Below are 20,471 nucleotides of genomic sequence, written 5' to 3'. Positions count from 1 at the left end.
TCGGAAAGCCGCTTTACGAGCCACCCGAAGGGCCAAAACCAGCGATTCCGTGTCGTCGTTGCAGTAGCTTGAAAGACGTGAGTACGTGTGACCTTTAGGTTATTCCTGCGCTACTGCGTCTAGCCACGAAACCGCTGGTTTTGGCTGAGCACACGAGCAAACGTCAACAGCCCCCAAAAAAACAGCGCTTCTTGAAGTGTAATCTACTGGCGGTGGAGGCCGTAGACTGCGTGATCCAGAATACGTTCACCCACTTTTTCATTGTTGGTGGTGGCTTTAAACATCTTTCCCCCAAAGAAAAGCTGGGCTCCAGGAACCCAGCCAATAATTAACTTACGCTGAAGCCATTAGCGACAGCTCCTGAACAGCCACAGAGAGCATGGCCAGGTTTTGTTCCGGTGAAGACTGGATTTCCCGGATGGTGGCCTGCCAGCGTTGTAGCTGCTGATTATTATCCTCCAGCCAGGAGGCGAGAGAGGCATCCACACCTTTATCAGAGGAGTGCAGTGCCCGTGCACAGTTTTCACCCAGGCTTCGATCCAGCTGATCCCGAAGGGATAGCTGTGCCTTGCGTTGCCAGAGGTCACTGTCAGGCAGTTCCCTGACCTGGCTGCGAAGCCAGGGTAAGGCCAGGTGGTCTTCCAGGGTAAAGTAGATACGGGCGGCATCTTCAACGGACTGACCATTCCGGTCGGCAATGGCAACGATGCTCAGGGCATAGTAGTGATATCTCAAAGTGGCACAGCGATGTGCCAGCTCCGGTGTCATACCTTCATGAACCAGCTGGTCAGTGACCGCTTGCAGGCACTCCCTGTCGCTGGCACCCAAAAGTCCATCAAGATGTTGGGCAACGGTTTTTACGCCCTCTTTGTAAGTATCGATCAGTTGCTGAATATCCAGATTGCTGCCGTGGGTGCGAAGTAGCCAGATACAGGCTTTTTCGATTTGGCGCTGAATCCTCACCAGCTCATTCCGCTGGACAGCATCTCTGACCTCAAACCCTATGGCCTCGAATTGACCCCACAGGGGTTGAATGGATTCTATCTCGATCAGGGCTACAAAAGCCCGTACTGCGTCAATGGTACTGCAACGGGTTTCCTGCTGGATGTATTCAACAAAGGTGGCTCCCATCCGGTTACCCACATAATTGGTCAGATGGGTAGCCAGAATTTCAGTTTTAAGGGGATGCTCATTGATCTGTGCTTCAAAGCGCTCACGAAGGGGCGTTGGGAAATACTGATACAAGGCACTGGACAGGTACTTGTCTTCATCCACTTTAGCTGTCACCAGTTCCTCTGATTGCTTCAGTTTGGTATGGGCAAGCAGTACTGATATTTCGGGGCGGGAAAGTCCCTCTCCAGCCTTACCCCTTGCCTTGAGTTCCGAGTCACTAGGCAGGCATTCCAGTCGACGCTTTAGTCTGCCTTCTTTCTCATACTGGCGAATCAGGAACCGGTGGTCATTGAACAGGACACTGCTCTGGTGGTTGCTGAGACTGAGTCGCAGGCTTTGCAGGAAGTTATGACGCAGAACCAGGGAGGCGATTTCATCGGTCATTTCAGCCAATATCTGATTACGCTGCTTCAGCGTCATATCTCCAGCCGCAACAATGTGATCCAGTAGTATCTTGATATTGACTTCGTGGTCTGAGCTATCCACGCCCCCGGAGTTATCAACAGCATCCGTATTAATCAGCCCTCCTTTTCGGGAGAATTCAATTCGGGCTTGCTGGGTTAGTCCCAGGTTACCGCCTTCTCCCACTACCTTCACCTGCAACTCATTGGCGCTAATACGTACACTGTCGTTATTACGATCGCCAACATCCCGGTCAGACTCTGTACTGGCTTTAACATAGGTGCCGATGCCGCCATTCCATAGCAGGTCAGCAGGGGCTTTAAGAATGTTCTGAATCAGCTCTGCCGGGGTGATAACCGCCTTTGAAATGTTAAGTGCCTCGCAGGCCTCTGGACTTAAACGAATCTTCTTGGCCTGGCGACTGAAAATTCCGCCTCCAGTGGAAATCAGGCTGCGGTCATAATCATCCCAGCTGGATCTTGGCAGATTAAATAACCGCTCTCTTTCCCGGTAGCTGCTTTCAGCATTGGGCACTGGATCGATAAAAATATGCATATGGTTAAAGGCGGCCACCAGGCGAATATGCCGGGATAGCAACATACCATTACCAAAAACATCCCCTGCCATATCGCCGATACCGATAACGGTGAAGTCCTGACTCTGGGTATCGACACCCTGCTCCTTAAACAGTCGCTTGACGGATTCCCAGGCCCCTCTTGCGGTAATACCCATTTTTTTATGGTCATAGCCCTGACTACCGCCAGAAGCAAAGGCATCACCAAGCCAGAAGCCATAACTGTTTGACAGTTCATTGGCGATATCAGAGAAAGTGGCTGTGCCTTTATCAGCGGCAACTACAAGATAAGGGTCGTCTTCATCGTAGCGAATGACATTGGCAGGAGGAATGATTTCCCCCTGCTGGAGATTGTCTGTGATATCCAGAAGGCCGCAGATAAAGGTTTTGTAGCTTCTGATACCTTCAGCAATGATCTCATCCCTTGAGCCATTAACCGGAAGCTGTTTGGGGATAAAGCCTCCTTTAGCACCGTGGGGGACAATAATCGCATTTTTAACCATCTGTGCCTTGACCAGTCCCAGAATCTCTGTTCTGAAATCAGCCCTGCGATCGGACCAGCGTAGTCCTCCCCTGGCGATTTTACCGCCACGCATATGGATGCCTTCCACCCAGGGGGAATAGACAAAGATTTCAAACAGAGGGCGTGGCTGGGGCGCTGCGGGAATGGTCTCGGGTTTTAGTTTGAAAGAGAGGTAGGGCTTAGGGTTGTTGTCTTTATCCAGTTGGTAGGCATTGGTCCTTTGCATCGCTTCAATAACACTGAGGAAGTGTCTGAGAATCCGGTCTTCATCAAGGTTGGCAACGTCATCCAGCAGCTTACTGATTTTTCCTTTGATGGCTGTTGCCAGCTTTTCACTATTACTCTGCCTTTCAACATTAAAACGGGTTTCAAATAGCTTGATCAGCTGTTTGGTAATATCTGGATTACTATTCAGCACCTCTTCCATATGGGTTTGGCTAAAGGGGATTTGCAGTTGTAGCAGGTATTTAGCCAGCGCCCTCAGCAGCACCACTTGCCGCCATGCCAGTCCGCAGCTTACCACCAGGGCATTGAAGCCATCATTTTCCAGCTCGCCTTTCCAGGTGCGAACAAACACTTGTTGGAACTGCTCTCGTAGCACACTGTCTTCCAGATTCAGGCTGCTACAGGGAGCAATGCTGAAGTCAAGAACCCATCCATCGTCGTTTTTTCGGGGATGGATAACATAGGGGCGGGCACTAAATACCTTAACGCCCATTTGTTCCAGTATGGGGAGTACGTTGGATAAAGCCAGGGGCTCGCCTTTGCCAAGTACCCTGAAATGCCATCGGTCGAAATCGTTTACCGGATGATACAGGAAGGTGCTGATCTGGTTATCACTGTCCAGGCTATGAAATCTTTCGATGTCTGCTACAGCCTGTCTGGGGTGAACATCTTCCCGGTAAGCGGCAGGGAAGGCCTGGGCATAGTATCGATAAAGGCGACTGCCTGTGGCTTCACCGTGTTTCTCAAGGATGGCCTGACGTAATAGATCTTTCCAGTCCAGAATGGCATCAGCCATGGCTTTTTCCAGGGCATCAATATCCAGGCTTAGCTCATGGGAATTATGGCAATGTACGGTAAACTGAAGTTGTACAAGAGGGTGTTCTGATAGATGAACACTGAAGTCTATGCTATTGCCTTCCAGTTCATCCAAAAGAATTTGTTGCAGTTTCTGGCGCAGTTCAGTATTGAAATGATCCCTGGGAACATAAACCATGGCGGTGATGAACCGGTCATAGCTATCGGGGCGCAGGAACACCCGGAGTTGCCGACGCTCCTGGCACTCCAGTATGCCCATAACCGTATTTAACAGCTGATCCGGACTGGCCTGGAGTATTTCATCCCTTGGGTAATTACTGACGATATGACGAAGGGCCTTGCCCCGGTGGCTGTTTTCCGGGGTTTCTGCCGCTTCAAGCAGGGTTGCTACTTTCTTTCTGATCAATGGCACCTGTTCCAGGGGGGTTGAGTATGCCTGGGACGAGAACAGACCGAAAAAACGCCACTCTCCAATGATATTGCCTTCAGGACTAAACTGTTTGATACCCAGATAGTCCAGGTGGGCGGGTCGCTGAATGGTTGACCGGCTTGATGATTTGCTGATAACCAGTAGTTCCGGTTCTTGTAGCCGGGCCTGTAAGTAAGGAGACAGAGGCTGGCTGGAGGGGCTGCTGCGATACTCCTCCCTGAATGTACCCAGTCCAGAGCCTTTGCGAATATTCAGGTAAGTATTTTGATCTTTGTTGCAAAGCTCATAATAGCGATAGCCAATAAAAAGAAAATTGTCGTTTTTTAACCAGTGGAGGAAATCCAGGGTTTCTTTCAGTTCTGCTTTCGGAATGGGTTGAGGCTGGTTCTTACACCAGTCAACAGCTTCGTTCAGATGGGTTTCCATTGCAGACCAGTCTGTTACCACCTGAAGGACATCGCTAATAACATTTTTAATACCGGAAACAATCAGGCTTAGTTCGTGTTGATCAGCCTGACGGTCTATTTCTATGCGAATGAGCGCTTCAGGTGCTAGCGCGGTTTTTTTATCTGTTGGCTCGAGCAGCGAAATAAGCTGGCCCTGATTATCTCGCTGGGTCTGGATAACCGGATGATTCAGGTTATGTACCAGCACTTCCTGGCGATCCAGCTCCATCAGGATGGACGCTACCAGAAAGGGCATGTCATCCACCAGAATCTCAATAACACTGTGGGTTGAATGCCAGTAGTGCTCTTCAGGCTCTGGATTATAGGCCCTTACTTTTATTTCTCCGGACTTTCTATGCTGGATAAACTGCCAAAGGCAGAGTAACGAACCATAGCAATTATCAACGGAGATGTTGAGTAAATCCCGGGACTGGGTGCGCTGAAAGTAATAGTTGGCTAGACGGCCAGCCTGTAGGCTGGCCTGTTCTGGCATCCGTTCAGCAATCCAGGACTGAACCTGGTCAATGGTCAGCTTACGAATGTCTTTAAAAGTATTCATGCTTTTATGTTACTGCTTTGGAGAGACTATTTATTGCTATGTGTTTCTTTATGTGATTATCAGAAAAACTAGAGGTTGGGATGTTTCTGAATGCGACCTGAAATTGCATTGATATGACAACTTTATTCAGAAAAAGAACTATCTTTGATAGCTACCGATGAACTCACAGGAATCATGTCAACATGCTGGTGGCTCTGATAGGTGCTCATGGTACGGGTAAAACAACAACCGCTAATGCGTTATGTGAGCGATTGGGGGATAATTGGACATTATTTCAGGACTAATGATCGGGTCGAAGAAATAATAAATTTCATCGGGGGTGAAGGATTACTAAACGATCAAAAAAAGCCGTCAAGTGAATTTGGAAATAATTCATAAAATCGTGGTATCCCTCATGTATAGCGGGGTGTGGTGGTTTTTACTAGCATCGTAAATTTGCATCAGACGCCTGTCTCTGGTATAAAGCCCGGTCTTTGTGAGAGGGTAGCTGCTAATAAAACCATGGGCAGTTCTGCCCTAAGCAGACTCTGGAATTCAGTGAAGATTTCCGGCCTCATGGCTGGATTATTGGTTTGAGAGGCCATCAAAATGTCCAAGGTTTGTCAGGTTACCGGCAAGCGCCCGGTCACCGGGAACAACGTATCCCACGCACACAACAAAACTCGTCGTCGCTTTGTGCCTAACCTGCACTACAAGCGCTTCTGGGTAGCCAGTGAAAATCGTTTTGTGCGCCTGCGTGTTTCTGCTAAAGGCATGCGTATTATCGACAAGAAAGGCATTGACGCCATTCTGGCTGATCTGCGTTCCGCTGGTCAGAAGGTTTAACACCAGGAGCTTATAAGTCATGGCAAAAGGCATCCGTGAAAAGATCAAGCTGGTTTCCTCTGCAGGTACCGGCCATTACTACACAACCACCAAGAACAAGCGTAACACCCCTGACAAGCTGGTGTTCAAGAAGTACGATCCGGTGGTTCGCAAGCACGTTGAGTACAAGGAATACAAGATCAAGTAAGATCTTTATTGTTTGAACTCAAGCCTTGTCCTAGGGGCTGTTGACGTTTGATCGTGAGCACACGAGCAAACGTCAACAGCCCCTAAGGTTCCGTCGGTCAATTGCTGATAGCATGAAACCGACTGGCCTGGGGTCAGGGCTGCCCCTTTTTTCTTCCTGATTCCTCCTCTTTTTCTCGTCTCAAGGGTTCTGTTGAGTTATTCAATGGCTTGTGAAGCCCTTACTATCAGTTCCCAAATTGCTGATTTCTCATTCAGTTTTCACTGATATAATGCCAGTCCTGAAAATACTGTTTCCCTTTTCAGCCAAACCCGGGGACTGTTGGTATTTGTTATATACAGCCCTTGGTATTTACACGAAATTATCCAGATATGCAGTACCAGGTGCCATGAAACCAGAATTACTTTCTCCTGCGGGAACCCTGAAAAACATGCGTTTTGCTTTTGCCTATGGAGCAGATGCGGTTTATGCCGGGCAGCCCCGGTACAGCCTGAGGGTTCGTAATAACGACTTCAAGCTGGAAAACCTGCAAAAAGGTATTGATGAGGCTCATGCCCAGGGTAAGAAATTTTACCTGGCCAGTAATATTGCGCCTCACAATAGCAAGGTGAAAACGTACCTGAGAGATATGGAGCCGGTCATTGCAATGAAGCCTGATGCCCTGATCATGTCTGATCCGGGACTGATCATGATGGTTCGTGAGCGTTGGCCAGATATGCCAGTACATCTTTCTGTTCAGGCCAATGTAGTTAATTTTGCCACCGTGAAATTTTGGGCGACCCAGGGGGTTGAGCGAATTATTCTTTCCCGGGAGCTATCCCTGGATGAAATCCAGGAAATCAGGGAAGAGTGCCCGAATATGGAACTCGAAGTTTTTGTTCATGGCTCCCTGTGTATCGCTTATTCCGGCCGTTGCCTGTTATCGGGTTATATCAACCATCGAGACCCTAACCAGGGTACATGTACCAATGCCTGCCGCTGGAAGTATCAGGCTCATGAAGCCAAAGAAACTCATGAAGGCGATGTGGTTCCCCTGACTTTTGACCCGGCTGCTCATCAGAACCCGACCCCAACTCTTGGAAAAGGGGAAACCAGTGATGATATGTATCTGCTTCAGGAGCAGGGACGTCCGGATCAATATATGCCAGCTTTTGAAGATGAGCATGGCACGTATATCATGAATTCAAAGGATTTGAGGGCGGTTCAACATGTTCACCGTTTAACGGGCATGGGGGTGCATTCCCTGAAAATTGAAGGTCGTACCAAGTCTTTTTATTACGTAGCCAGAACGGCGCAGGTCTACCGCAAAACCATTGATGATGCCGCGGCAGGCATTCCTTTTGATATGAGCATGATGGATACCTTGGAAAACTTGGCCAGCCGTGGCTATACCGAAGGTTTTTATCGTCGCCATGTTCATGATGAGTACCAGAACTATCTTTCTGGAAACTCCAGGGGAACCCGTCAGCAGTTTGTAGGGGAAGTGGTAGATTGTAATGGTAAGCATATGACCATTGACGTTAAAAACAGGTTTGAGGCGGGCGATACTATGGAGCTGATGACGCCTCAGGGCAACAGGGTTTTCACATTGGATCAAATAGAAAACCGTCAAGGGGAATCTGTTGCCGTAGCTCCCGGTTCCGGACATGTTGTCAAAGTCCCCGTTCCGGAAGGCATGAAGCCCGATGAGCTTTCCCTGCTGGTTAGAAATTTGCCATAACTACTTAAAATGGGGATAGAGGATAGTTTGAGCAACTATTCCCTCTTCCCTCTATTGATGGATATCAAATCAATAAGACAAGCCAGGTTAAAGAGCCTGATGGCTTGTTTAGGCAAAGGTTTTGGTAAAGAAAAAATATGCAGTCAGGAAAACGGCCTGGCCACCTTGAGTGTAGTACCTCGGTATATCACTCAGGATGATATTTTCAAGTTGATAATCTTAATGGCGTCTACGATTGATCAGCTGTAGCCGCATAATTAAAAACTGTTTTCTTCAGACATTGTTTACAATACAGTCCATTCTTTTCTTCCCTGTTCTATCAAGGTAATCCTGGAAGGCTTTAGGCAGGCGCCCTGCGGTTGTTCCATACCAGAATACGGTATCTCCGGAGAGGGAAATATACTGAAAGGTATATTTTTCTTTAGTCGTTTTTCTCAATGAAATCATGGATTTTTCTGAATCGAATCCAGGCAGGTCTGAAAGTGACAAGCCATTGTCTTGTAAAGTCTTTTTAAGACTGGTTATTATTTCCACTTTTGCCAGCCTTTGCTGTTTTTCTATTTCTTTTTGCTCAAGTTTTTCTTGCAGCACGTTATTCATGTTTATGATGATTTTTTTTATGACAGAGGGTTTCACGTCATTAAATAATGATCTTGTACGGGTTTTGCTACTAAGCCTGTTTAGTATTTCAATATAAGTGTCCATTGATCTCTCCGGGTTTAAGGTGATTGTTGCTTATTTAATAAGCAGTTGAATTGCTTTAAATGGTATAGTGTTTTGTGAATAATATTTTAATAAGATTGACTCTTGATTTCATGAAATGCCCCGCTTGGCGAGTCCCATTTGATTTTATAAGCAATGGCCGCGATAAGTCGCTGGCAAGAGATTAGAAACCATAAATGACTGCTGGGAGCGAATTAACAGCAATAAGTTGAAGAAATTAGCAGGTAGGTTGAAACTTATCAAGTAGATAAAACCAAGAATAATCACTTCGAATCATGGGAGAAAAACTTGAGTGAAAAAAAATATATTCTTGCCAATGATTAAAAAAAATACAGGTTTATGGATTTTTAACCGACTAATAATGTGTAAGCCTGGGGGAACGCATAACAATGAATAAAATCCGTTGCCTGTATTATGCCTGGGTGAAGTGATATCAATAGGTTACCTGCGGGTTTATTGCCTGAATATTCAGAAGGTTATCATATACTATGCTGAATCGGCTTTTTTTCCCCTCTATTTTACTTCTCCTGCTTTATGGTTTCTGGGTAAGCTCGGAATTTAAGGTGATTGCTGCGGGGGTGGCAATATTCCTGCTGGGTATGGTTTATCTGGAGAAGGGGTTCAAGCTTTATACTGGAGGGTTACTTGAAAGTATCCTTCAGAAAACCACTGATACTGTTTGGAAAAGTTTCAGTTTTGGCCTGGTGACCACTTCATTATTGCAATCGAGCTCTCTTGTTTCTGTTATTGTCATCTCATTTCTCAGTGCGGGGTTGATTGGCCTTACAACAGGTGTGGGTATTATTTTTGGTTCAAATCTGGGCAGTACAGCCGGTGCCTGGCTTGTGGCCATCTTTGGCCTGAAGATTAACTTGTCTACTTATGCAATGCCTATGCTGGTGTTTGGCCTTATTCTGAATACCCGGGAGGGCAAGCACTTCAAAGGCATTGGTTATATTTTGATGGGAGGCGGCTTTTTATTTTTAGGGATTCACTATATGAAAGAGGGGTTTGATGCCTTTAGTGAATCCATTGATTTGACCAAGTTTCATGTCCAGGGTGGTTACGGTATTTTTATTTATACCCTGGTTGGTATTGTGGCGACGGTGATTATGCAGTCCACGAATGCCCTGATGGTGCTTGTGCTATCGGCGTTGGGAGGAGGCCAGCTGGGTTATGAAAATGCACTGGCCATTGCCATCGGTTCAAATATTGGAACAACGGTTACCGCTGTACTCGGCTCTATTCGCGCCAATGCTCAGGGAAAACGATTGGCGGTTGCTCATTTCGTTTTTAATATTCTCACGGGCTTTCTTGCTATTGTCATGCTAGTGCCGCTGATGGCTGTGGTGGATGAAATGGCGTTGTTTTTTGGAATAAGTGATAACGACTACCCTATTAAACTCACTATTTTCCATACGCTGTTTAATGTGCTGGGCATTATGGTTTTTCTGCCATTTATCCAGTCTCTGGTTCGCTGGCTCAACTCACTGTTTGTCGATTCATCTGACCCAATGCCGTTAAATTTGGCTGAAGCGGATGACCCCGCTATGGAGAAGGCTATTTACCTGAATCCTGCCGTTCTTTCTTATCCTGATGCGGCAATGAGAGCTATGACCAAGGAGTGTGGGCGGTTATACAGAAATACGCTTGAGCTGATTTGTTATGGCATTTACCTCACCGGCGAAAAGTTAAGGGAAGCGGATAATCTTCCTGATCTTGTGGAGACATGGAAGCGAACCGATCAACCGTGGCCCATAAAAGGACTCTATATTCGCCATATTAAAGGGATTTATGCCGATATTATTCACTTTTGCGGGGCGCTGGAAGGAAACCTTCCCAGACAGCAGGCACAGGAGTTATTTGCCCTGAAAGTAGCCTGTAGAAATTTTGTACAGGCCATTAAGCACGTGAAGCATATTTATAAAAATATGGGGCTTTATATTGAGTCAGATAATGAACAAATCCGTCATCAATATAATCAGCTAAGACTTTGTCTGGCCTCAGTGCTAAAACTTATCGATATCCTTGGGGTTAGGCGAAACTATGATCATATCCATGAACATGCCGTCCAGTTAAAGCAGGAGTTATTGGAGCAGGATCGGCAAACCAATGAGACGTTAAACAGGCTCATTCGGTCGGAACAAGTGGACTCTTACATGGCCAGCTCCCTTCTTAATGATAGCGCTCATGTTCACGATGCCTGCACCAGCCTGATCGATGGTGCTGTGATTATGCTCACCCGTGATAAGGAGGAATACCGGGAATAAGGGCTAGCATCAATTGTTGAAAGGGGGGAGTTTATTGAGCCGGCTGTGAAAGAAAATAGCCGTGGAGGCACGAAGAAAAAACACTTTTTCTCTGTGCCTCAGTGGTTAAAAACTATATGCCTGAAGGTGACAGATAGTCGCCACAAGCATGATTAAAATGCCTCAAGCGTGTAATTCGCTTTTTTCAGGTAATACGCCTCCCTTTCCAGTTCTGCACGGGTTAAAGGGTGTTCTTTCAACCAGTTTTCTGCAAAATGGATTTTTATCTCCTGTCTATAGGCTTCAACCTGATAGGCTAGCTGTATATGTTTTCCACAGCTATGGGTAATAACGCCGGCCACTCTTAACAAGATGATCAGTTTCAGCAGGCGATGGGCATCACCTGGCGGAAAGGTGATAAGTTTGCTTTTGGGAATAGAGCGTCGATGTCCTTCCACTAAAAGTGCAAGCTGTTGTTGCTGGAATTTGCTAAACCCCATTAAGTCAGAGTGGCTGATCAGGTAAGCGCCATGGTTGTTAAACTGGGTATGGGAGATATCCAGGCCGATTTTACAAATTCTGGCAGCCCAGATCAGTAACGGTAAATCTTGCTCTATGCAAAGCCCCCAGGCTTTCGAAACATGCATAAAGCATTGTTTTGCATGGGTGCTCAGTTCTTTGGCATCTTTTGGATCCACGTGATAGCGGGTCATAAGGGCCTGGATGGTTCGCTCCCTGACATCCTCATGATGCTGACGTCCCATCAGGTCATACAGTACACCTTCCCTGAGAGCGCCCTCAGAGTAGCGTAGCTGTTTGATATTCAGGGCATCAAAGCTGGCTTGTAAAATTGCCAGGCCACCAGGAAAGATAGTCTGTCGATCCGGCCTTAACCCGGGCATCTGTAGCTGTCTGATATGGCTGTAGCCCAGCATTTTTTGCTTTAATTCCCCAAGGGCCCTGGAAGTAATAATATCACTGCCTGTTTCCTGCTGGAGAATATTGCTCACCGCTTTAATGGAACCGGAAGAGCCAACCGTATCTACCCACCCCAGGTTACAGTATTGTTTTTCAATATTAAGTAATTCCAGTCGTGCCGCATAATAGGCAGACTGGTAACGTTGGGAAGAAATCTGACCGTTTTTGAAAAAGCGTTCAGTGAAAGTGACACAACCCATATGCAGGCTTTCCAGTAGTTTGGGTTCAAACCTTTCACCAATAATAAATTCGGTACTGCCACCACCGATATCTATCACCAGGCGGCGCTCCGAGTCGTCAGACTGGGTTTGTGCAACGCCCAGATAAATCAGGCGCGCCTCTTCACGTCCCGCAATCACTTCAATGGGATACGGAAAAATTTCCTGGGCTTTTTCCACAAAAATAGCACTGTTTTTGGCTTTTCTCAGCGCATTTGTCCCCACAATTCGAACGGTTTGAATTTGCTTGCCTGAGAGGTATTGGGCAAATTCTGCCAAACACTCCAGGCCCCGTTGAATGGCATCATCAGACAACGAATGTTCTTGGCTGAGTCCTGCTGCCAGCTGGACTTTTTTTCCAAGCCTGTCCAGCGGCCGGATTTCACCCTGTTCTACCCGGGCGACAATCATATGGAAACTGTTTGAACCAAGGTCAATGGCTGCCACCAGTGAAGGGCAGTCCTCCCCATTGTGGTCCTTATCTCTCATGGAACGTGTCTCTTTAAATAGGGTTATCTGTTCGATAATGCAGCATAACAGAAGCTGGGTATCACGTTAGGGGCTGTCAACAGAATTTTAGAGTGGAGCCTTGAATTTATGTGGAAATAATTCATTTTCAGGGGATAAACGGGATGAATTTGTTTCATGGGGTCAGCCTTTGATATGATGCTCTTCTTGACATAAAGCAAAGTGGCTAGGAGGTCCATTCCATGAGCGAGATTGTCAATGTGACAGACTCATCTTTTGAAGAGGAAGTTCTGAAGGCTGAAAGCCCTGTTCTGGTGGATTATTGGGCTGAATGGTGTGGCCCTTGCAAGATGATTGCCCCTGTTTTGGATGAAATAGCCCAGGACTATGAAAGCAAACTGAAAGTCTGCAAGCTGAACATCGATGAGAACGAAGCAACGCCTCCAAAGTATGGTGTGCGTGGTATTCCTACCCTGATGCTATTCAAGGGAGGAAGTGTTGAAGCAACTAAAGTGGGAGCCTTATCCAAATCACAGCTGACCGCATTTCTGGACAGCAACATTTAAGTGATTTAGAGTGGAAGGCATCCTTTATTGTCTTCCTGTTATTTTTTTTAAAAAATAAAGATCTTGGTTGACGTGAGATTTAACCTTGATTATTTTCCAATAAAGGATATAGACTGTGAATTCAAGGGCTGTCAGATTTCAATGACGTATTCTAGGTCTGGCCCAACTGGACAGCCGATATAAACAAACTCGCAGGCATCGACGCGCAGCTGTCCAGAACGAATATAAGCCGAACAACATCTGATCTTCCTGCAACGACGACGGCCAATTACCTTTCAATATAATGTTCGCAAACTGTTATGCATCTTACCGAACTGAAGAAAAAGTCTGTTCCTGAACTTCTGGCAATCGCGAATGAAATGGGGCTGGAAAACCTCGCACGATCCCGGAAGCAGGATGTTATTTTCACTATTCTCAAGCGGCATGCCCGTAGTGGTGAGGATATCTATGGTGATGGCGTTTTGGAAATTCTGCAGGACGGTTTTGGTTTTCTCCGCTCTGCTGACAGCTCTTACCTTGCCGGACCTGATGATATTTATGTTTCCCCCAGCCAAATCAGGCGTTTCAACCTGAGAACAGGGGACACTATTTCAGGCAAAATCAGACCACCAAAAGAGGGGGAACGCTATTTTGCCCTTCTCAAGGTGAATGAAATTAATTTTGATCAGCCTGAAAATGCCCGTAATAAAATTTTATTTGAAAACCTGACCCCGCTGTTTCCCCAGAATCGCCTGGTAATGGAAATGGGGAATGGCTCCACAGAAGATTTAACGGCAAGGATTATTGACCTGGTTGCCCCCTTTGGCAAGGGGCAGCGGGGATTGATTGTTTCTCCTCCAAAAGCAGGTAAAACCCTGATGCTGCAAAACATTGCAGCGAATGTGACGAAAAACAGCCCGGAATGCCACCTAATCGTACTGTTGATTGATGAGCGCCCTGAAGAAGTAACCGAGATGTCACGTTCTGTTCGTGGTGAAGTGGTGGCCTCTACCTTTGATGAGCCACCGTCCCGCCATGTCCAGGTTGCCGAGATGGTGCTGGAAAAAGCCAAGCGACTGGTTGAGCACAAGAAGGATGTTGTTATCCTGCTGGACTCCATCACTCGACTGGCACGGGCTTATAACACGGTTATTCCTTCATCTGGCAAGGTGTTAACGGGTGGTGTGGATGCCCACGCCTTGGAACGACCCAAGCGCTTCTTCGGAGCCGCCCGTAACATTGAAGAGGGTGGCAGCTTGACGATCATGGCGACGGCTCTTGTGGATACTGGCTCCAAAATGGATGAAGTCATCTTTGAGGAGTTTAAGGGAACCGGTAACATGGAACTGCACCTGGATCGCAGGTGTTCTGAAAAGCGCGTATTCCCCGCCATCAATATCAACAAGTCCGGTACCCGCCGTGAAGATCTTCTGACATCTGAAGAAGAGCTGCAGCGTATGTGGATCCTTCGCAAGATCCTGCACCCGATGGATGAAATTGCTGCCGTTGAATTCCTGCTGGATCGGATGAAGCACACCAAGACCAATCAAGAGTTCTTCCAGTCCATGAAGAGAAAGTAAAGCTTTCTCTTTTGGAGTTCCAAATATGGCCCGGTTATCGGGCCATATGTCTATTAAGCACCTGAAAAACCACATGAAATACAGGGATCTTCGAGATTTTATTCAACAGCTTGAGCAACAGGGGGAACTGAAGCGCATTCAGGCCGAAGTAGACCCCTGTCTGGAAATGACAGAGGTGAGCGACCGAACCTTAAAACAGGGAGGGCCTGCGTTACTCTTTGAAAACCCTAAGGGCTATGATATTCCGGTATTAACCAACCTGTTTGGAACGGCTCGCCGTGTGGCAATGGGTATGGGACAGGAGAATGTTGAGGCTCTCAGGGAGGTGGGCGAGCTATTGGCTTTTTTAAGGGAGCCAGAGCCTCCCAAAGGTTTTCGGGATGCTTTGTCAAAACTGCCGCTATTTCGAAAAGTAATGAATATGGGGCCAAAAGTAGTTAATTCCGCGCCCTGTCAGGAGGTTGTTCTTCAAGGCCACCAGGTGGATCTCACCCGTTTGCCCATTCAAACATGCTGGCCTGGTGATGTGGCGCCCCTGGTGACCTGGCCGCTGGTTATTACCAGGGGGCCAGAAAAAGAACGGCAAAACCTGGGTATTTACCGGCAACAGTTGCTTGGGCCTAACAAGTTAATTATGCGCTGGCTTTCCCATCGTGGTGGTGCGCTGGATTTCAGGGACTGGCAGAGAAAACACCCAGGGGAATCATTTCCTGTGTCTGTGGCACTGGGAGCGGATCCGGCAACAATTCTTGGGGCGGTAACCCCGATACCCGATACTTTGTCTGAATATGCCTTTGCGGGGTTGCTGAGGGGATCAAAAACAGAGCTGGTTGCCTGTAAAACAAATGATTTGCAGGTACCTGCGAGCGCTGAGTTTGTCCTGGAAGGGCATATTGCTCCGGGAGAAATGGCAGATGAAGGCCCTTATGGTGACCATACCGGTTATTATAATGAGGTTGAGCGCTTCCCTGTCTTTACCGTTGATTGCATAACCCATAGAAAGAACCCCATTTATCACAGTACCTATACCGGGCGCCCACCGGATGAACCGGCTATTTTGGGGCTGGCATTTAATGAAGTCTTTGTCCCCATCCTTAAAAAGCAATTTCCTGAAATCGTCGATTTTTACCTTCCGCCGGAAGGGTGTTCCTACAGGCTGGCCATTGTCACCATGAAGAAAGAATACCCGGGGCATGCTAAACGGGTTATGTTGGGTGTGTGGTCTTTCCTGCGTCAGTTTATGTATACCAAGTTTGTCATTGTTACTGATGACGATATCAATGCCAGGGACTGGAATGATGTTATATGGGCCATGACCACTCGCATGGATCCTAAGCGTGACTCGGTATTTGTAGAGAATACACCCATTGATTACCTGGATTTTGCTTCACCTGTGGCGGGTTTGGGTTCGAAGGTGGGGTTTGATGCCACCAATAAATGGCAGGGTGAGACAGACAGAGAGTGGGGGAAAACCATTGCCATGTCAGCTGAGGTGAAGGAACGTGTTGATGCCATATGGGATGATCTTGGTATAACACCGGGTTCTAGCCCGGATATTTCATAAACATTATAAGTTGATATCAATCAAGCCAAAGGGTATTTCCAAGTTGAATGAAATATACAGGCTTATGTCAACAGACCTTGAATTCTCACAATAGAGGATGTCGGTGCGTGCTGAGTAATAATGTAGTGACAAAACCTTTTTTAGTAACAGACATACAGTTATTGGGTGCTAATACATACAGGGTGAACCTGTGCTGCGAAGAGGGCGAAGTACCCGTTTATTCTGCTGGGCAGTATCTTGAAATCCTCCTTCCAGGAGGAGATGCCTGCGCTTTTTCCATAGCGTCAGCTCCTTTGGCAGGACAGAGAGAACTAGAGCTGCATATTCAGCGGTTAGTGGGCCGTGAAAATTCTGACCGACTTTTTACCATTCTTGAATCAGGGAAGGTTACGGTAAGAATGCCGAAAGGGTTCTGTTATGCAGATCAGCTACCAGATAAGCCAATATTACTTATTGCAGCAGGCACTGGTTTTGCACAGATGAAAAGTATTGCTGAGCACTGCCTTAATCTGGGACATCAACAGGGTATCCATCTCTATTGGGGGGCCAGGGCACCGACTGACTTTTATTTGCCAAGCCTTCCTATACAGTGGGTAGAGAGGGGGATTCATTATCATCCTGTTGTTAGCGATGTGAGTGGTAGTGATGATTGGTGTGGACGCTATGGGCTGCTTTATGAGGCCATACTGGCAGATAAGGATGAATTGAAAAATGCTGAAGTCTATATCAGTGGCTCCCCTGGTATGGTATATGCGACGGTGGATGCAATAACAAAGGTAGGATTTGCTCAGGAAAATATACACTCAGATGTTTTTGAGTATGCACCCAGGGGAAAAAAGTAAATTACTATGACTTAAGTGTTAGATAAATAGAGGCTGCCTCATAATTGAACGTTGACGTGTATTAAAATAATTACTTGGCATGGCATTTACCGCACTGTTGTCTATATTTCTTATCTGAACGACATGCATAGCCTCTTACTCAAACTTAACACGGAAATAGCCATGCAACCATCTGTTACCAAGCCTGCACAGCCAGGCTTAAAGACCAGCCGAGTGAGGCAAAAAAATATACAGATTATTTTGCAAGCCGCTGAAGATGAGTTCGTTACAAGCGGTTTTAAAGGAGCATCAATAAGAGATATTGCTAACCGGGCAGGGCTTCCAAAAGCGAATGTGCACTATTACTTCAATAGTAAGCTGGATTTGTACAGCGCTGTCCTGAAGCACATTATGGAGCTTTGGGAGGCAGTGTTTAGTGGACTTAGTCCTGATGATGAGCCTGCGAAAGCCTTGCGAACCTATATTAGTGCCAAGATGCAATACTGCCAGGCTCATTCAAATGCTTCCAGAATATTCAGTAGCGAAATTATTCATGGAGGACACTACCTTAAAGAACACTTCCATTACTTTACTGACTGGATTAATGAAAAATCCAGTGTGATTAATGCCTGGGTTGAACAGGGGAAAATGGACCCTGTTGATCCCTTGCACCTACTATTTACCATTTGGGCCACAACGCAATATTACATTGATTTTCGCCCACAGGTTGCTTCTGTTTTAGGTAAGACAGAGCTTGAAGATAGCGATATAGAAGCGGCTACAGAAAGCCTGAGTCGGCTGATTATTAAAGGGTGTGGTATTAAAGAGACCTAAATAGAGGCTTGGTTATCATCTTATCCTATGAATAGAGGGTAATTTGACACCTTGAAGTAGCCTGCAAACCTGATGATTATACCAATTGCTCACATGTAGTGAGCACTATGGTTAGAGTGAGCAATTGGTATAAGGCTGAAGTAACTTATGAATGATTCTGACTGGCTTCTATTACCTCAATGCTATCGACTTTTTGACATCCACGGGGCAGTTTATTGCCACGTCGGCCTCGCTCACCTTTGTAATGTTCAAGATCGGTGGGTTTAAGTGTCAAATGTCTTTTTCCTGCACGAAGGATTAAGGAGTCATTTTCACAGATAACTGCCAGTGCACAGACGAACTCCAGGTGCTCAGCAGCGCGACTGGCGGGAATATTTAAAATTTTATTGCCTTTTCCTCGAGCCAGCTTGGGAAGCTCTGTCAAAGGAAAGACCAGCATTCTTCCCTCATTGCTGATGGCAACGATGAGCTGTGGTGTGTTTTTTATTTTGATGGGTGATAAGACGTTAGATCCTTTAGGGAGAGTGAGGAGCGCCTTACCTGCTTTATTTTTGCTAACCAAATCGGAGTGTTGTGCAATAAAGCCATAACCTGCATCACTGCTTAATAAATAGCAGTCATCGCTATCACCCAGGCATAAACCCTCGAAGGTTGCACCGGAAGGTGGACTGATTCGGCCTGTTAAGGGTTCTCCCTGGCCTCGGGCAGAGGGTAAGGTATGAGTCTGAATCGTATAGGATCTTCCTGTGGAATCAATGAAAACTGATTGTTGATTGCTCTTACCCTGGGCTGACATTCGATAACTGTCGCCTGATTTATAATTAAGGTTTTTGGGGTCTACCTCATGACCTTTGGCACAACGAACCCAACCCTTTTCTGACAAAATCACGGTTACCGGTTCTGAGGCCAGTAAGTCTGTTTCTGTCAGTGCCCTGGCTTCTTTACGAATAGTAATGGGTGAACGTCGGGCATCGCCGTATTGTTTGGCATCGGCCTTCAACTCTTTTTTAATCAGTGTTTTCAGTCTTCTTTCGGAACCTAAAGTTAATTCCAGTGTTTGCTGTTCTTTTTCAAGCTCATCCTGTTCTCCACGGATTTTTTGTTCTTCCAGCTTTGCCAGTTGACGAAGCTTTAGGTCCAGAATGGACTCTGCTTGAATTTCGGAGAGGCCAAAGCGTTCGATCAAGGCCGCTTTGGGTTTATCTTCAGTACGAATTATTTCTATAACTTCATCGATATTAAGGAACGCTGTCAGTAAACCTTCCAGGATATGTAATCGATTAAGTACTTTATCAAGACGAAATTGCAGCCGACGTTTGACAGTTTCTGACCGCCAGCACAACCATTCGCCCAGCATCTTATCCAGGGGCTTAACTTGTGGCCGGCCATCAGTACCAATCATATTAAAGTTAACACGATAGGTGCGTTCCAGGTCGGTGGTGGCAAAAAGATGCTGCATCAGGGCAGAACTATCGATCCGGTTTGATTTGGGAACAATAATCAGCCGGGTTGGATTTTCATGGTCGGATTCATCCCTCAGGTCTGCAACCATCGGGAGTTTTTTTGCCTGCATTTGAGAGGCAATTTGTTCCAGTACTTTTGCTCCGGATACCTGGTGAGGCAAGGCTGTTATAACAATATCCCCTCCTTCCATCTGGTATACAGCCCTCATACGTAAAGAGCCGCGCCCCTGTTGATAGAGCTTGAGAATATCTTCCCTGGGCGTGATGATTTCTGCTGATGTGGGGAAATCGGGTCCCTGAATATATTGGCATAACTCAGTTACAGACGCATTCGGGTTGTCCAGTTTATGAATGCATGCCTCAGCCACTTCCTGAAGGTTATGGGGCGGAATGTCTGTGGCCATGCCTACGGCAATACCACTGGTTCCATTAAGGAGCAGATTGGGAAGGCGGGCAGGAAGGGTAGCAGGCTCTTCAAGGGAACCATCAAAATTAGGAGTCCAGTCAACAGTCCCCTGCCCAAGTTCGCTTAGAAGGCTATCGGCATAAGGCGCGAGACGGGATTCCGTGTAACGCATGGCTGCAAAGGATTTGGGGTCATCGGCCGATCCCCAGTTACCCTGTCCGTCAATCAGTGGGTAACGGTATGAAAAGGGCTGGGCCATTAGAACCATGGCTTCGTAGCAAGCACTGTCGCCGTGAGGGTGGAACTTACCCAGTACATCACCCACAGTACGGGCAGATTTCTTGAACTTGGCTGTATTCTTCAAGCCCAGTTCGCTCATGGCATAGACAATACGTCGCTGAACTGGCTTTAAACCGTCACCGATGTGGGGCAAGGCCCGATCCAGAATGACATACATTGAGTAATTCAGGTATGCGCTTTCTGTATAGGACCTAAGGGTTTGACGTTCTACTCCGTCATCTCCTATAAAGGTCTGTTCCGTCATGTGTTAACCTTGTTTCAGGGAAAAGCTGCTTTCATTAACCTGTGAACGCCGACTTTTCAGCCTATGGCTGTTTAACAGAGGGAGCCTATGCGAAATACGATTGCATAGGCTTTTTTAAAAATAATCCAAATCATCATGATAAGGCATAGATACAATGACGTACTAGTACTCTGTCCCACAGCCACTGAACCTATCATT

The 20,471-nt window shown here is 46.7% G+C and carries 14 protein-coding genes; 10 read left to right on the top strand and 4 right to left on the bottom strand.

What is annotated here, in order from left to right; all coding sequences use genetic code 11:
- Nucleotides 1–333: 333 nt before the first annotated feature.
- Nucleotides 334–5,148 (bottom strand): NAD-glutamate dehydrogenase, encoded by a 4,815-nt coding sequence (locus MJ595_RS04865; protein ID WP_263081354.1) that lies wholly within the window; start codon nt 5,146–5,148, stop codon nt 334–336.
- A gap of 588 nt (nt 5,149–5,736) precedes the next feature.
- On the opposite strand from MJ595_RS04865, the gene rpmB reads away from it, so the two are divergent.
- From rpmB to MJ595_RS04845, 4 genes are all read left to right on the top strand, one after another.
- Nucleotides 5,737–5,973, top strand: a complete 237-nt coding sequence (gene rpmB, locus MJ595_RS04860) for a 50S ribosomal protein L28 (RefSeq protein WP_263081353.1) — start codon at nt 5,737–5,739, stop codon at nt 5,971–5,973.
- Nucleotides 5,974–5,992: 19 nt separating this feature from the next.
- Entirely contained in the window at nt 5,993–6,160 is a 168-nt protein-coding gene (rpmG, locus tag MJ595_RS04855; protein ID WP_034834535.1) for a 50S ribosomal protein L33, read from the top strand.
- 388 nt (nt 6,161–6,548) lie between these two features.
- Complete coding sequence (yegQ, locus tag MJ595_RS04850; protein ID WP_263081352.1) at nt 6,549–7,880, top strand: tRNA 5-hydroxyuridine modification protein YegQ; 1,332 nt, start codon at nt 6,549–6,551, stop codon at nt 7,878–7,880.
- Between the two features lie 27 nt (nt 7,881–7,907).
- Nucleotides 7,908–8,129, top strand: coding sequence for a hypothetical protein (locus MJ595_RS04845; RefSeq protein WP_263081351.1), 222 nt, complete (start codon nt 7,908–7,910; stop codon nt 8,127–8,129).
- A 24-nt stretch (nt 8,130–8,153) separates the two neighbouring features.
- Here MJ595_RS04845 and MJ595_RS04840 read toward each other — a convergent pair whose 3' ends face one another.
- Nucleotides 8,154–8,480: a hypothetical protein gene (locus tag MJ595_RS04840; RefSeq protein ID WP_263081350.1), complete on the bottom strand. Its 327-nt coding sequence runs from the start codon at nt 8,478–8,480 to the stop codon at nt 8,154–8,156.
- 611 nt (nt 8,481–9,091) lie between these two features.
- Between MJ595_RS04840 and MJ595_RS04835 the strand changes: the two genes are divergently transcribed.
- Nucleotides 9,092–10,873 (top strand): Na/Pi symporter, encoded by a 1,782-nt coding sequence (locus MJ595_RS04835; RefSeq protein WP_263081349.1) that lies wholly within the window; start codon nt 9,092–9,094, stop codon nt 10,871–10,873.
- Between the two features lie 152 nt (nt 10,874–11,025).
- Here the strand turns inward: MJ595_RS04835 and MJ595_RS04830 are convergent, their stop codons facing one another.
- Nucleotides 11,026–12,537 carry a Ppx/GppA family phosphatase gene (locus MJ595_RS04830; protein ID WP_263081348.1) on the bottom strand — a complete coding sequence of 504 codons (1,512 nt, stop codon included), beginning with the start codon at nt 12,535–12,537 and terminating at the stop codon, nt 11,026–11,028.
- Between the two features lie 221 nt (nt 12,538–12,758).
- Between MJ595_RS04830 and trxA the strand changes: the two genes are divergently transcribed.
- From trxA to MJ595_RS04805, 5 genes are all read left to right on the top strand, one after another.
- Nucleotides 12,759–13,082, top strand: a complete 324-nt coding sequence (trxA, locus tag MJ595_RS04825) for a thioredoxin TrxA (protein ID WP_263081347.1) — start codon at nt 12,759–12,761, stop codon at nt 13,080–13,082.
- 299 nt (nt 13,083–13,381) lie between these two features.
- Complete coding sequence (rho, locus tag MJ595_RS04820; protein ID WP_263081346.1) at nt 13,382–14,641, top strand: transcription termination factor Rho; 1,260 nt, start codon at nt 13,382–13,384, stop codon at nt 14,639–14,641.
- Between the two features lie 73 nt (nt 14,642–14,714).
- Nucleotides 14,715–16,205, top strand: coding sequence for a 4-hydroxy-3-polyprenylbenzoate decarboxylase (gene ubiD / locus MJ595_RS04815; protein WP_263322459.1), 1,491 nt, complete (start codon nt 14,715–14,717; stop codon nt 16,203–16,205).
- A gap of 107 nt (nt 16,206–16,312) precedes the next feature.
- The gene (locus tag MJ595_RS04810; RefSeq protein ID WP_263081345.1) at nt 16,313–17,047 is read left to right on the top strand and encodes an NAD(P)H-flavin reductase; all 735 of its coding nucleotides are present in this window, start codon (nt 16,313–16,315) and stop codon (nt 17,045–17,047) included.
- Nucleotides 17,048–17,209: 162 nt separating this feature from the next.
- Entirely contained in the window at nt 17,210–17,860 is a 651-nt protein-coding gene (locus tag MJ595_RS04805) for a TetR/AcrR family transcriptional regulator (RefSeq protein ID WP_263081344.1), read from the top strand.
- A gap of 145 nt (nt 17,861–18,005) precedes the next feature.
- On the opposite strand, the gene parC is transcribed toward MJ595_RS04805, so the two are convergent.
- A complete protein-coding gene (parC, locus tag MJ595_RS04800) occupies nt 18,006–20,273 on the bottom strand; it encodes a DNA topoisomerase IV subunit A (protein WP_263081343.1) in 2,268 nt (755 codons plus the stop codon).
- Nucleotides 20,274–20,471 lie beyond the last annotated feature (198 nt).

It is taken from the genome of Endozoicomonas sp. Mp262, assembly GCF_025643335.1.
Taxonomy (GTDB): domain Bacteria; phylum Pseudomonadota; class Gammaproteobacteria; order Pseudomonadales; family Endozoicomonadaceae; genus Endonucleibacter.
The sequence above is the reverse complement of the archived record's forward strand: the minus strand, read 5'-3'. Positions and strand labels throughout refer to the sequence as shown.